10 protein-coding genes are annotated in these 12803 nt (G+C 71.4%); 9 read left to right on the top strand and 1 reads right to left on the bottom strand.

Translation table 11 applies throughout. The features are described 5' to 3' along the window. The first annotated feature begins 157 nt into the window (after positions 1 to 157). From E1287_RS28755 to E1287_RS28740, 4 genes are all read left to right on the top strand, one after another. Positions 158 to 1465, top strand: coding sequence for an aspartate aminotransferase family protein (locus E1287_RS28755; protein WP_131968245.1), 1308 nt, complete (start codon positions 158 to 160; stop codon positions 1463 to 1465). Next, complete coding sequence (locus E1287_RS28750) at positions 1462 to 2961, top strand: CoA-acylating methylmalonate-semialdehyde dehydrogenase (RefSeq protein WP_131968243.1); 1500 nt, start codon at positions 1462 to 1464, stop codon at positions 2959 to 2961. The genes E1287_RS28755 and E1287_RS28750 overlap by 4 nt, the downstream gene beginning before the upstream one ends. Before the next feature lie 158 nt (positions 2962 to 3119). Further along, the gene (locus tag E1287_RS28745; protein ID WP_131968241.1) at positions 3120 to 3473 is read left to right on the top strand and encodes a hypothetical protein; all 354 of its coding nucleotides are present in this window, start codon (positions 3120 to 3122) and stop codon (positions 3471 to 3473) included. A 506-nt stretch (positions 3474 to 3979) separates the two neighbouring features. After that, entirely contained in the window at positions 3980 to 5212 is a 1233-nt protein-coding gene (locus E1287_RS28740; protein ID WP_131968239.1) for an ABC transporter substrate-binding protein, read from the top strand. A gap of 141 nt (positions 5213 to 5353) precedes the next feature. Here the strand turns inward: E1287_RS28740 and E1287_RS45885 are convergent, their stop codons facing one another. Then, complete coding sequence (locus E1287_RS45885) at positions 5354 to 5626, bottom strand: hypothetical protein (RefSeq protein ID WP_131968237.1); 273 nt, start codon at positions 5624 to 5626, stop codon at positions 5354 to 5356. 209 nt (positions 5627 to 5835) lie between these two features. On the opposite strand from E1287_RS45885, the gene E1287_RS28730 reads away from it, so the two are divergent. The 5 genes from E1287_RS28730 (at position 5836) to E1287_RS28710 (ending at position 12701) form a co-directional block, all read left to right on the top strand. Beyond that, a complete protein-coding gene (locus E1287_RS28730; RefSeq protein ID WP_131968235.1) occupies positions 5836 to 6915 on the top strand; it encodes a HAMP domain-containing sensor histidine kinase in 1080 nt (359 codons plus the stop codon). 62 nt (positions 6916 to 6977) lie between these two features. After that, the gene (gene dxr / locus E1287_RS28725; protein WP_131968258.1) at positions 6978 to 8222 is read left to right on the top strand and encodes a 1-deoxy-D-xylulose-5-phosphate reductoisomerase; all 1245 of its coding nucleotides are present in this window, start codon (positions 6978 to 6980) and stop codon (positions 8220 to 8222) included. Between the two features lie 48 nt (positions 8223 to 8270). Continuing rightward, positions 8271 to 9473, top strand: a complete 1203-nt coding sequence (locus E1287_RS28720; protein WP_131968233.1) for a site-2 protease family protein — start codon at positions 8271 to 8273, stop codon at positions 9471 to 9473. A gap of 134 nt (positions 9474 to 9607) precedes the next feature. Beyond that, positions 9608 to 10780 (top strand): flavodoxin-dependent (E)-4-hydroxy-3-methylbut-2-enyl-diphosphate synthase, encoded by a 1173-nt coding sequence (ispG, locus tag E1287_RS28715; protein ID WP_131968256.1) that lies wholly within the window; start codon positions 9608 to 9610, stop codon positions 10778 to 10780. 259 nt (positions 10781 to 11039) lie between these two features. After that, positions 11040 to 12701: an alpha/beta fold hydrolase gene (locus E1287_RS28710; protein ID WP_165969222.1), complete on the top strand. Its 1662-nt coding sequence runs from the start codon at positions 11040 to 11042 to the stop codon at positions 12699 to 12701. Positions 12702 to 12803 lie beyond the last annotated feature (102 nt).

Genomic DNA, 12803 nt, shown 5'->3' with positions numbered 1-12803 from the left:
CCTCCAGCCCCCACCCACCGCCATCCAATTGACGAGCTCCGCTCGGCCGCCAATCGATCGACGAGCTCCGCTCGGCCCATCAATGCGTTAACGGGAGGCGGAGGGTCCTGACACTCTGCGGGTTTCCGCGGCGGCGTGGGCGAACGAGACTTGTGCCATGTCGGAACACGCGAATCTGCTCAAGCGCCACCGGGCGGTCATGCCGTCCTGGATCGCGCTCAACTACCAGGACCCCATCGAGATCGTCGGCGGCAAGGGCAACCGCGTGACCGACGCCGAGGGGAAGGGCTACCTCGACTTCTTCACGGGAATCCTCACGAACATGCTCGGGTACGACGTGCCCGAGGTGAGGGACGCGGTGGAGCGGCAGCTCGCCACGGGCGTCGTGCACACGTCCACCGCGTACCTGCTGCGGGGGCAGGTCGAGCTGGCCGAGAAGATCGCCCGCCTGTCGGGCATCCCGGACGCGAAGGTGTTCTTCACCAACTCCGGGACCGAGGCGAACGAGACGGCGCTGCTGCTGGCCGCGTACGCGCGGCGCAGCCCGCAGGTCCTCGCGATGCGGCAGAGCTACCACGGCCGGTCGTTCGCCGCGACGGGCGTCACCGGCAACCGGGCCTGGGCGAACGTGTCGTTCTCGCCGCTGGACGTCCACTTCCTGCACGGCGCCGACCGGCAGCTCCCGCAGTTCAAGGGCATGACGGACGACCAGTACGTCGACGCCTGCGTCCAGGACCTGCGGCACGTGCTCGCCACCGCGACCAGCGGGGACGTCGCCGCGCTGATCGCCGAGCCGATCCAGGGCGTCGGCGGGTTCACGATGCCGCCGGACGGCCTGTTCGCCGCGTACAAGAGCGTCCTGGACGAGTTCGGGATCCTCCTCATCTCCGACGAGGTCCAGACCGGCTGGGGACGGACGGGCCAGAGCTTCTGGGGCATCGGCAACCACGGCGTCGTCCCGGACATGATGACCTTCGCCAAGGGCCTCGGGAACGGGTTCGCGGTCGGCGGGGTGGTCGCGCGCGGCGACCTGATGGACGGCCTGCACGCCGTCGGGATCTCCACCTTCGGCGGCAACCCTGTCTCGATGGCCGCGGCGAACGCGACCCTCGATTACGTCCTGGACCACGACCTGCAGGCCAACGCCGCCAAGCAGGGCGCGACGATCATCGGCGGGCTCGCGTCGGCCGCCGACCGGCTGCCGATCGTCAAGGACGTCCGGGGCAAGGGGCTGATGTTCGCGGTCGAGCTGGCCGACCCCGGCACCGGCGAGCCGAGCCCGCCGCTGGCCGCGGCGGTGATGGAGGCGGCCCGCGAGCGGGGGCTGCTGATCGGCAAGGGCGGCCTGTACGGCAACGTCGTGCGCATGGCCCCGCCGATGACCCTGACCGACGCCGAGGCCGCCGAGGGCCTCGGCATCCTGACCGCGGCTCTTGAGGCTGTCAACGAGGAAGCGACCAAATGAGCAAGCACGTCACGCACTGGATCGGCGGGAAGCCGTTCGCCGGGGAGGCGGAGCGGCGCGGTGACATCTACGAGCCCGCATCGGGACGCCTCGCCGGGACGGTCGACTTCGCCGCGCAGTCCGAGGTCGACGCGGCCGTGGCCGCCGCGAAGGCCGCGTTCCCCGGCTGGCGGGACGCCTCGCTGTCGAAGCGCACCAGCGTGCTGTTCAAGTTCCGCGAACTGGTGAACGAGCACCGCGACGAGCTGGCCCGGCTGATCTCGTCCGAGCACGGCAAGGTCGTCTCGGACGCGGCGGGCGAGGTGGCCCGCGGCCTGGACGTCGTGGAGTTCGCCTGCGGCATCCCGCACCTGCTCAAGGGCGGGTTCTCGGAGAACGTGTCGACCCGGATCGACGCGTACTCGATCCTGCAGCCGCTCGGCGTGGCCGCCGGGATCACGCCGTTCAACTTCCCGGCGATGGTGCCGATGTGGATGTTCCCGGTCGCGATCGCGTGCGGGAACACGTTCGTCCTGAAGCCGTCGGAGAAGGACCCGTCGGCGTCGGTCCGGCTCGCCGAGCTGTGGGCCGAGGCGGGCCTGCCGGACGGCGTGTTCAACGTCCTGCACGGCGACAAGGCCGCGGTGGACGGGCTGCTGCACCACCCGGACGTCAAGGCGGTCAGCTTCGTCGGCTCCACCCCGATCGCGCGCTACATCTATTCGACGGCGGCGGCGAACGGCAAGCGGGTGCAGGCGCTCGGCGGCGCGAAGAACCACATGCTGGTGCTGCCGGACGCCGACCTCGACCTCGCCGCGGACGCGGCCGTGTCCGCCGGGTTCGGCTCGGCGGGGGAGCGGTGCATGGCGATCTCCGTGGTCGTCGCCGTCGACCCGGTCGGGGACGAGCTGATGGCCAAGGTCAAGGAGCGGGTCGCCAAGCTCAAGGTCGGTCCCGGCGACGATCCCGAGTCGGAGATGGGCCCGCTGGTGACGCGGGCGCACCGCGACAAGGTGGCGTCCTATCTCGACAGCGGCGTCGCGCAGGGCGCCACGCTCGCCGTCGACGGGCGCGCCCCGGAGGTGCTCGGCGGCGCCGGGGACGGGTTCTGGCTCGGCCCGACCGTCCTCGACCACGTCACCCCGGAGATGGACGCCTACAAGGACGAGATCTTCGGCCCGGTGCTGTCGGTGGTGCGGTCCGGCTCCTACGAGGAGGCGATGGAGCTGATCTCGGCCAACCCGTACGGCAACGGCACCGCGATCTTCACCAACGACGGCGGCGCGGCGCGCCGGTTCCAGAACGAGGTCGAGGTCGGCATGGTCGGCGTCAACGTGCCGATCCCGGTGCCGATGGCTTACTACTCCTTCGGCGGTTGGAAGGACTCACTCTTCGGTGACAGTCACGCGCACGGGATGGAGGGCGTCCACTTCTATACGCGCACGAAGGCGGTCACCTCGCGCTGGCTGGACCCCAGTCACGGAGGGGTGAACTTGGGCTTCCCGACCAGCGGTTAAACCCGCTCGCACGGGCCGTTCTCGTCGGTTGTTTTCGTCGCGCCGCAGCCGACGAATAATGCCAACATCCATTGACGGCCTGTGTGTCGGGGGACACAATCTGACTGTCTCAAATAATGGAGACGAAATAAAAAGTCAGTGTGCAGGAGAGCCGCGCGATGAACGCAGTCGACCACGCAGCAGAGGTGGACGCGCTCGGCAGGCGATTTCCGGGCTGGACCATTTGGTTCGGCCCCTTCACCGGCCACTGGTGGGCGCTGCCGCCGAAGGACCGCGACGTCGGCGACTTCCTGGAGGCCGATACCCCGCAACGGCTCATCGCACGGATCGAGGTGGTCGAGCGCACCGCACCGAAACGACCTGCGACCCGGCACGGCCGGTCCCGGCCGTTCCGCCGCGACCCCCGGCCCGACGTGCGGCGTCCTTCGAATCTCCTCCGTCTCGAAGGCGTCACACCGTCGCCGTCCGGCCGGGTGCCGGCGATCGCGTGGCCAGGCAGCACTGCAAGGTGATCCGCTGTTCCCCAACCTCGCCACGTCCGCCGGTGCCGCCGCGGCCCCGGGAAGGGCGGCAGTCCGCGCCATATCCCTCTCCAGCAACCTCCGTGTATGGCGCGGACGCCAGCACCCGCCGTCCCCCGGGGTCGCGGCGGTTTCTCCATTAACAACCCGTCCGAAACTTGCGGGCCGCAATCGGCGACAGAATCGCATTCCGCTCGCGGCGTAATAGGACAGCCTCGTCTTACCTTCCGGCAACGGAACGGAAAAGGCGCGAGTGGGCGGACTTCGGCGCTCATCCGCCGTTCCGCCGCAATTCGGAGGAGAAGTCGCCGCAGACCGGCGATGAACTCGTGCGCGGTCGTCGGCGCAGGCGGGAATGGCTGCCACCGCGACGCCGGAACGCCGTTCTTGCCGGGCGCCGCCGTCCAAGCCGCCGCGAAGACGCTACGCTGCGCCGACGGAGGACCCTTGCGCGACAGGCCGGGAGGCGGGGTCCTGGGCACCGATCGGGGAGCGACATGCGGGTGAGGGCCACGAGGCGCGTCAAGGTGGGTGCGGCCGTCGCGGCCGCCCTCGCGCTGGCCGCCGCCGGCCTCGGCGCGTCCGCGGGCGGCGACGACAAGGAGCCGGTCGGCGTCGCCCAGGTGGCGAGCACCCTCGGGCCCGGCGAGGGCATGCTGAACCTCCTCACGCTGCCCGGCGCCACCGAGAGCGGCAGCACCGACCCGCGCGTCAACTGGGTCACCCCGTTCCAGGAGCGCACCGGCTGCAAGGTCGGCCTGAAGGTCGTCCAGACGCCGGAGGAGATGGCCGACCTCATGCGCAACAAGGACCGTCGCTACGACGGCGTCGCCGCGCCCCCCGAGGTCGCCGGACGGCTCATCGCCGAGAACCAGGTCGCGCCCGTCAACACCGACCTCGTGGACGGCTACAAGAAGCTGGAGCCGAAGCTGCGCGGGCAGCTCAAGCACAACGGCAAGTACTACGGCATCCCGTACGTGTGGGGCGCGAACCTCCTCATGTACGACACCAGGGCAGTCCCGCCGCCGGGGAGCTGGGCCGCGCTGTTCGACCCCGGCCAGGCCCGCCGGTACTCCGGGAAACTGGTCATGCGCGACAGCCCGCTGGCCATCGCCGAGGCCGCGCTCTACCTGAAGGGCAAGGAGCGCAAGCTGAAGATCCGCGACCCGTACTCGCTGACGCCGAAGCAGCTCGCCGCCGCCGGACGCGTCCTCGCCGCGCAGCGCCCGCACGTCGAGCGGTACTGGGAGCGGCCCGCCGAGGCCGTCAGCGCGTTCGCGGGCGGACGGGCCGTGCTGGGCCAGGCGTGGCCCTACCAGGTGGACGTCCTGAACCGCGCCTCCCGGCCCGTCCAGGGCGTGATCCCGTCCGAGGGCGTGACCGGCTGGATGGACGCCTGGATGATCGGCGCGCGGGTGCAGCACCCGAACTGCATGTACCAGTGGCTGCAGTGGACCGCGTCGCCGGACGTCCAGCAGCAGGTGGCCGAGTGGACCGGGGTCGCGCCCGCCAACCCGCAGGCCTGCTCGGGCGACCGCCTCAAGCCGGGGTTCTGCGCCGCCTACCACGTCGGCGACCGCGACTACATCGACGACATCACGTTCGCGCACGCGCCGTCGAAGACGTGCGGCAGGTCCGCGAAGCCGGACGACTCGGAGGAGTCGGAGAAGAACGACTGCACCGACTACGCAGAGTGGACGAGGACATGGATCGAGTCCACCAAGCTGTAGCGCGCTAGGTCAGGGCCGGAAGGTCTCTCCGGCGCGCCCGACCGCCCCCAGCCGGGCGCGCCTGCCGGGTGGTCCCGGACTTCCCCCCGAACGTCCGGGTCACCCTTCTCCCTGGAGAGACCTCCTCGGCGACGGCGCCTGTCAAGCGGAAGGGGCCGTCGTCATCGCCGGCGGCCGCTCCCCGACCGGCCGTCCGGCGTGCGTGCGCGGCTCCCGAGAGCCCCGCCGTGCGCGGGGTACCGGCGGGGCGGGTGCGCAGTCGTCGCACGCGAACACCCCGGTCGAATCCGGCAGGCGGCCGACGCGGACGCGCGGCCGGGGCCACTTCTTGCGGCAGACGACGCAGGCGTCGCCCAGGCGCTGGGCTGTGCTCAGCCCGCCCGGGTCCACGGTCGGCTCGTCCGTTCGGCCCATGTACCCATCCCCCTGGCGGGAGTCGACGTCACGTACCCCCTTTATAGGCGGGGAAGGGTGTTGTCACCCTTGGCGCAGGTGAAAAGGGCGGCAAAGCCTCCCGTGTCGCCGGGCATGGGCTCTGGCCAGGGCATATGCCGACCGGCGCGGTACGGTCCCCGGCCAGTTGCTTTGCAGTTTCTTTGATGGATATTGCGTACAAAGGAGACATGTCGGACCGGAACGCGGAAACGCACGTCCGGCCGCACCGGCCCCGCCCCGCGCGGCCCCGCCCCGCGCGGGCGCGCGAGACGCCGGCCGCCATCGGCGCCGCCGGCGTCCCGCTGGTGGTCGCGGTGGCCCTGGCGGCCGCCGCGCTGTCCCTGTACGCGGACGTCGGGAACACCGGCGTCCTCACGGCGGTCATGGCCCTGCTCTGCCTCGCGGGCCTCGGGCTCGTCGCCTGGGGCGTGCGGCGGGGCGCCCGGCGGTCCGCCGACCGGACACTGCGGCCGGCGGCGCGGCTCCACGCGGAGCTGGCCGGGATCGAGGACGCCGACCTGAGCCGCCGGGTCCCGGTGCCGTCCACCGGCGACGACATCGAGCGGCTCGCCCGCCGCGTCAACGCGCTCCTCGGCAGGCTGGAGAGCGCGGCGCTGCAGCGGCGCGCGTTCATCGCGGACGCCTCGCACGAGCTGCGCACCCCCCTCACCGGCCTGCGGACCCGCATCGAGCTCGCCCTCGACGCGCCGGACGACGGCGACCCCGTGGACACGCTCCGGCACTCGCTGCACGACGTGGACCGCCTGCACCACATCGTCGAGGACCTCCTCGTCCTGGCCCGCCTCGACTCCGGCGAACGGCCCGGGCTGGAACCCGTCGACCTCGGCGCGCTGGTGGAGGAGGAGGCCGGGCGCCGCACGCCGCCCGTCCCGACGACGGTCAAGGCCGAGTCGGGCGTGCTGGTCGAGGCGAACCGGCCGCGGCTCGGCCGCGTCCTGCTGAACCTGCTCGCCAACGCGGAGCGGCACGCCGTCTCGACGATCGAGGTCACGGTGCACACCGAGCCGGGGGAGGCGGTCGTCGAGGTGCGCGACGACGGACCCGGCATCCCGCGCGCCGACCGCGACCGGGTCTTCGAGCGGTTCACCCGGCTCGACTCCGCGCGCAGCCGCTCCGACGGCGGCAGCGGCCTCGGCCTGGCCATCGCCCGGCAGATCGCCGTCGCGCACGGCGGGCGCCTCTACGTCGGCGACGGCGCGTACGGCGCCCGCCTCGTCCTGCGCCTCCCGCTCGCCGGCTCGCGATGACGCGGACCCGCTCACTGGCGGGACGGGACCAGCGGGCGGCGATGGCCGACAATGGACGCGTGATGCCTCCGTCAAATCCCCACGCGCCCGCCCGCGAGCTGGTCGTGCTCGGCTCCACCGGTTCGATCGGCACCCAGGCGCTGGACGTCGTCCGCCGCAACCCCGGCAGGTTCCGGGTGACCGGGCTCGCCGCCGGCGGCGGACGGGTCGGGCTGCTGGCCGAGCAGGCGCTGGAGTTCCGGCCCGAGATCGTCGCGGTCGCCAAGGCGTCCGCCGCGCAGGAGCTGCAGCTCGCCTTCTACGCCGAGGCCAAGCGGCGCGGCTACGCCTCCGGCGACTACCCCATCCCCAAGATCGTCGCCGGGCCGGACGCCGTCGCGGAGACCGCGGCGTGGCCGTGCGACGTGGTGCTGAACGGGGTGACCGGCGCGCTCGGCCTCGCCTCGACGCTCGCCGCGCTGGACGCCGGCCGGACGCTCGCGCTGGCCAACAAGGAGTCGCTCATCGTCGGCGGCCCGCTCGTCAAGGAGCGGGCGCGGCCGGGGCAGATCGTCCCCGTCGACTCCGAGCACTCCGCGCTCGCCCAGTGCCTGCGCGGCGGCCGCGCCGACGAGGTGCGGCGGCTCGTGCTGACCGCGAGCGGCGGGCCGTTCCGCGGACGGAGCCGCGCCGAACTCGCCGGCGTCACGCCCGAGCAGGCCATGAACCACCCGACCTGGGACATGGGCCCCGTCGTCACCATCAACTCCGCGACCCTCGTCAACAAGGGCCTGGAGGTCATCGAGGCGCACCTGCTGTTCGACGTCCCGATGGACCGGATCGGGGTCATGGTGCACCCGCAGTCCGTGATCCACTCGATGGTCGAGTTCGCCGACGGCTCCACGCTGGCGCAGGCGAGCCCGCCCGACATGCGGCTGCCGATCGCGCTCGGCATCGACTGGCCGGACCGCGTCCCGGACGCCGCGCCCGGCGTCGACTGGACGCAGGCGCACACCTGGGAGCTGTTCCCGCTCGACGACGACGCGTTCCCCGCGGTGGCGCTGGCGCGGCGGGCCGGTGAGCTGGGCGGAACGTTCCCGGCCGTTTACAACGCCGCGAACGAGGAATGTGTGGACGCGTTCCGCGCGGGACGCCTCCCGTTCCTCGGGATCGTCGACACGATCGCGCGGGTCGTGGACGAGCACGCTACGGAGAGAGGCGAGCACGAGCAGAGTTCGGGCCCGGCCGGGGAGCTGACGCTCGACGGCGTCCTCACCGCGGACGGATGGGCGCGGACCAGGACCCGGGAACTGACCGGAACCGACTGAGACCCGGAGGCCCGCCCCGCCGCCTCCGGACGAGCCCGAGGAGACCCGATGGCGTTCCTGCTCGGCGCGGTGGCGTTCGTCGTCGCGCTGCTGCTGTCGGTGATGCTCCACGAGGGCGGGCACCTGGTCCCCGCGAAGCGGTTCGGGATGAAGGCCACGCAGTACTTCGTCGGCTTCGGGCCGACGCTGTGGTCGACGCGGCGGGGCGAGACGGAGTACGGCGTCAAGGCGATCCCGCTCGGCGGTTTCGTCAAGATCGTCGGATACACGCCGCTGGAGGAGATCGACCCGGCGGACCGTCCGCGCGCGTTCTACCGGCAGCCCGCCGGGCGCCGCGCGATCGTGATCGTGTCCGGCGTCGTCGTGAACTTCGTGTTCGCGTTCCTGCTGCTCATGGCCATGGCGATGACCGTGGGCGTGCCGCAGTCCGGCACCGTGACCAGCACGGTCGAGGAGGTGACGCCGTGCGTGCCCGCCGGGATGCGGGCGGCGTGCGAGGAGGGCCGTCCGCGCTCGCCCGCCGCCGCGGCCGGACTGCGCGCGGGCGACCGGGTCGTCTCGTTCAACGGCACGCCCGTCTCGGACTGGACCGAGCTCACCAAGGCCATCGACAAGGCGAAGCCGGGCCAGACAGTGCAGCTGGTGGTGCAGCGACCAGGCAACGCGCAGCCCACGACGCTGCCGATCAGCCTCGCGGACGTGGACGGTCAACCGTTCGTCGGCATGTCGGCCAAGGTCGTCGGCGGCGGCTACGACCGGGCGGGCCCGCTCGGCGCGACGGCGTTCGCCGCGCGCGCGACCGGCCGGACCGTCGCGGGCATCGGCGAGGTCGCGGTGGACCTGCCGTCCGCCGTCCCGAGGCTGTTCTCGCCCGACCGGGAGAGCACGCCCGGCGGCCAGGTCGGCAGCGTGGTGGGCGCGACGGACGTGTCCGGCCAGATCTTCGCCTCCGAGACGAGCTCCGCCCGCGACAAGATCGCGCTGTTCCTGTCGCTGGTCGTGTCGGTGAACATCTTCCTCGGGGCGCTGAACGTCCTGCCGCTGCTCCCGCTGGACGGCGGGCACCTCGCGGTGGTCGGGTACGAGCGGGCCCGCGCGGCCGTCAACCGGATCAGGGGGCGTCCGGATCCGGGCACGGTCGACATGACCCGGCTGCTGCCGCTGACCTACCTCGCGGTCCTGGTGCTCGTGGGGCTCGGGGTGCTGCTGATCCTCGCGGACGTGTTCAATCCGCTCCAGCTACCGGAATGACAGAAAATGTTTACTTAGGGTAGTTGAATGGTCACATCCTTGATGGGTGGGCGGCGACCGTTCAGCGGTCCACGCCGCTTAGGCTTTGTATCGGGGCCGCGAGTCAGAGGAGAGGGATGAGCGTTTCACTGGGAATGCCGGGCGTCCGGGGCGATGGCGACGGGCGGGCGCCGGGTCTGAGCACGCCGCGCCGCGCGTCCCGGAAGATCATGGTCGGGAGCGTTCCGGTCGGGGGCGACGCCCCGGTTTCGGTGCAGTCGATGACCACCACCCTCACCGCCGACGTGAACTCGACGCTGCAGCAGATCGCGGAGCTGACCGCGGCCGGGTGCCAGATCGTCCGGGTCGCGGTGCCGTCGCAGGACGACGCCGACGCGCTGCCCGCGATCGCGCGCAAGTCGCCGATCCCCGTGATCGCCGACATCCACTTCCAGCCCAAGTACGTGTTCGCCGCGATCGACGCGGGCTGCGCCGCCGTCCGGGTCAACCCGGGCAACATCAAGAAGTTCGACGACAAGGTCGGCGAGATCGCCCGCGCGGCCGCGGACGCGGGCACCCCGATCCGGATCGGCGTGAACGCCGGCTCGCTCGACAAGCGGCTGCTGGAGAAGCACGGCAAGGCCACCCCGGAGGCGCTGGTGGAGTCGGCGCTGTGGGAGTGCTCGCTGTTCGAGGAGCACGGCTTCCGCGACATCAAGATCTCGGTGAAGCACAACGACCCGGTCGTGATGATCGAGGCGTACCGGCGGCTGGCCGCGGCCTGCGACTACCCGCTGCACCTCGGCGTGACCGAGGCGGGCCCGGCGTTCCAGGGCACGATCAAGTCGGCGGTGGCGTTCGGGGCGCTGCTGGCCGAGGGCATCGGCGACACGATCCGGGTGTCGCTGTCGGCGCCTCCGGTCGAGGAGGTCAAGGTCGGGCAGGCGATCCTGGAGTCGCTCGGGCTGCGCAAGCGCGGGCTGGAGATCGTGTCGTGCCCGTCGTGCGGCCGGGCGCAGGTGGACGTGTACACGCTGGCCGAGCAGGTCACAGCCGGGTTGAAGGACTTCCCCGTCCCGCTGCGGGTCGCGGTGATGGGCTGCGTGGTGAACGGCCCCGGCGAGGCGCGCGAGGCCGATCTCGGCGTCGCGTCCGGCAACGGCAAGGGGCAGATCTTCGTCAAGGGCGAGGTCGTCAAGACCGTCCCGGAGTCGCAGATCGTCGAGACGCTGATCGAGGAGGCGATGCGCATCGCCGACGAGATGGGCATCGAGATCGGCGAGGACGGGTCGGTGTCCGGCCCCGGCGCGGACGTCGTCGTCGGCTGACGCGGCGCATCGACATGTAGCGAACAGAGCTGACGCGAGGGCCCCGGGTGCGAACCCGGGGCCTTTCTGCATCTGCGGGGCGGTCTGCGTGAGCGCCCGGATCCGGAACGTCCTGACTGATCACGAAGTTCCGCTGATCTTGTCACGATTCCGCATCCACTCGTGAGGGGCCCTGTCCGGCCCACGTCCGGAACGCCAGAATCTTCACTCGTTTACCCGTATGTCTGACTCAATCGGAGTTGGCACGTTAGGGGGATTTGTGAAGAGGATCGTTGTCGTGGCCGCGGTGGCCTGCCTCGGTCTCACCGGCCTGGGCGCCACAAGCGCACAGGCCGAGAGCCCCTCCGCCGGATCGGCCGGAGGCTTCAACCCCGCCTCGCTCAAGTGGCACGCCTGCCCGGCGGACTTCGTCAAGACGGTGCACGACCTCTACGACGTCATCTACCCGGTCTCCAAGATCGTGCAGTGCGCCGAGCTGTCGGTCCCGCTCGACTACGCCAAGCCCGGCGGCAAGAAGATCACCTTGCAGCTCACCAAGACGCCGCACACCGGCAAGGGCCCGGCCAAGGGCGACATCGTCGTCAACCCGGGCGGTCCCGGCGGCAGCGGCGCGCTGTTCGGCCCGCGCGTGTTCGCGCAGAACTCGGCCCCGATGCGCGAGGCCTACAACGTGATCGGGTTCGACCCGCGCGGCGTCGGCATGAGCGTCCCGGCGCTCACCTGCGACCCGAACTACGGGCACGCCCCGCGTCCCGACTACGGCACCGGCGACCGCGAGTCCGTCCGGACGTGGCTGAAGCTCACCAAGGCATACGCCGAGAGCTGCGCGAAGAACGACAAGATCGGGCTGCTGGACCACATCAAGACCATCGACTCGGTCCACGACGTGGAGTCGATCCGGCGCGCGCTGGGCAACGACAAGCTCGACTGGTACGGCGCGTCCTACGGCACCTACCTCGGCTCCGCGTACGCCACCGTGTACCCGAAGAACGTCGACAAGATGGTGCTGGACGGCGTCGTCGGTCCGTCCGACGTCTGGTACGACGCCAACCTCAACCAGGACGTCCAGTTCGACAAGAACTTCGAGTACTACCTCGGTTGGATAGCCAAGTACGACGCGACGTACAAGCTGGGCAAGAAGCAGCGCGAGGTGCGCGACTTCTTCTACGACCTGCGCGCCAAGCTGAAGAAGAACCCGGTCCGCTACACCGACCCCGACAGCGGCCAGACCCTCGCCGTCGGGCCGGACGAGCTGACCGACACCATTCTCAACGCCGCCTACCGGCGCAGCCAGGCCGTCTGGCACGGCTATGCGGCCGGGCTGGCGGCGTACAAGGCGGGCGACACCGCGACGTTCGCGCTGACCTTCGGCGGGCCGACCAGCGGGGGCGTCCCGGACAACGGCAACGCCGTCTACCTCGCCGTCCAGTGCACCGACGTGCAGTGGCCGCTGAGCTGGAAGAAGTGGCAGCGCGACAACGACCGGATCCACCGCAAGCACCCGTTCGAGACGTGGGCCAACGCCTGGTTCAACGCGCCGTGCCTGTTCTGGGGCGCCAAGGCCGGCGAGCCGGTCGACATCGGCCGCACCCGCGACCTGCCGAAGAACATCCTGATGTTCCAGTCGACCCACGACGCGGCCACCCCGTACGCGGGCTCGCTGGACATGCAGCGCAGGCTCAAGGGCTCGCGCCTGGTCGTCCAGGACGGCGACCGCACGCACTGCATCGTGCACCGCGGCTCCGCTGAGGTGGACGCCTACTTCGACGCGTACTTCCTGCGGGGAGAGCGTCCGGAGGAGCGGACGGTCCACGTCCCGCAGCTGGGCGACCCGACCCCGCCGGCGCAGGCGTCCGCCAAGACGCTCGTCGGCACCGGATCGCTGACCGCCGCGCGCCTTAAGGCGGACATCATCCGCTGACACACGGGCGCCGACGGCCGACCGGCCGTTCGTCGGTGAGGGCCCCGGGGAGCGATCCCCGGGGCCCTCTCGCGCTCAGGCGCGATGGGCGCGGACGCTCCG

The organism is Actinomadura sp. KC06 (assembly GCF_004348735.1).
In the GTDB taxonomy this organism is placed as follows: domain Bacteria; phylum Actinomycetota; class Actinomycetes; order Streptosporangiales; family Streptosporangiaceae; genus Spirillospora.
The sequence above is the reverse complement of the archived record's forward strand: the minus strand, read 5'-3'. Positions and strand labels throughout refer to the sequence as shown.

Bases quoted from the DNA above. Each gene is read 5' to 3' on its own strand.
- E1287_RS28745 (WP_131968241.1), top strand. From the start codon at position 3,120: ATGAACGCAGTCGACCACGCAGCAGAGGTGGACGCGCTCGGCAGGCGA.
- E1287_RS28740 (WP_131968239.1), top strand. From the start codon at position 3,980: ATGCGGGTGAGGGCCACGAGGCGCGTCAAGGTGGGTGCGGCCGTCGCG.
- ispG (WP_131968256.1), top strand. From the start codon at position 9,608: ATGCCGGGCGTCCGGGGCGATGGCGACGGGCGGGCGCCGGGTCTGAGC.
- E1287_RS45885 (WP_131968237.1), bottom strand. From the start codon at position 5,626: ATGGGCCGAACGGACGAGCCGACCGTGGACCCGGGCGGGCTGAGCACA.
- E1287_RS28750 (WP_131968243.1), top strand. From the start codon at position 1,462: ATGAGCAAGCACGTCACGCACTGGATCGGCGGGAAGCCGTTCGCCGGG.
- E1287_RS28720 (WP_131968233.1), top strand. From the start codon at position 8,271: ATGGCGTTCCTGCTCGGCGCGGTGGCGTTCGTCGTCGCGCTGCTGCTG.
- dxr (WP_131968258.1), top strand. From the start codon at position 6,978: ATGCCTCCGTCAAATCCCCACGCGCCCGCCCGCGAGCTGGTCGTGCTC.
- E1287_RS28755 (WP_131968245.1), top strand. From the start codon at position 158: ATGTCGGAACACGCGAATCTGCTCAAGCGCCACCGGGCGGTCATGCCG.
- E1287_RS28730 (WP_131968235.1), top strand. From the start codon at position 5,836: ATGTCGGACCGGAACGCGGAAACGCACGTCCGGCCGCACCGGCCCCGC.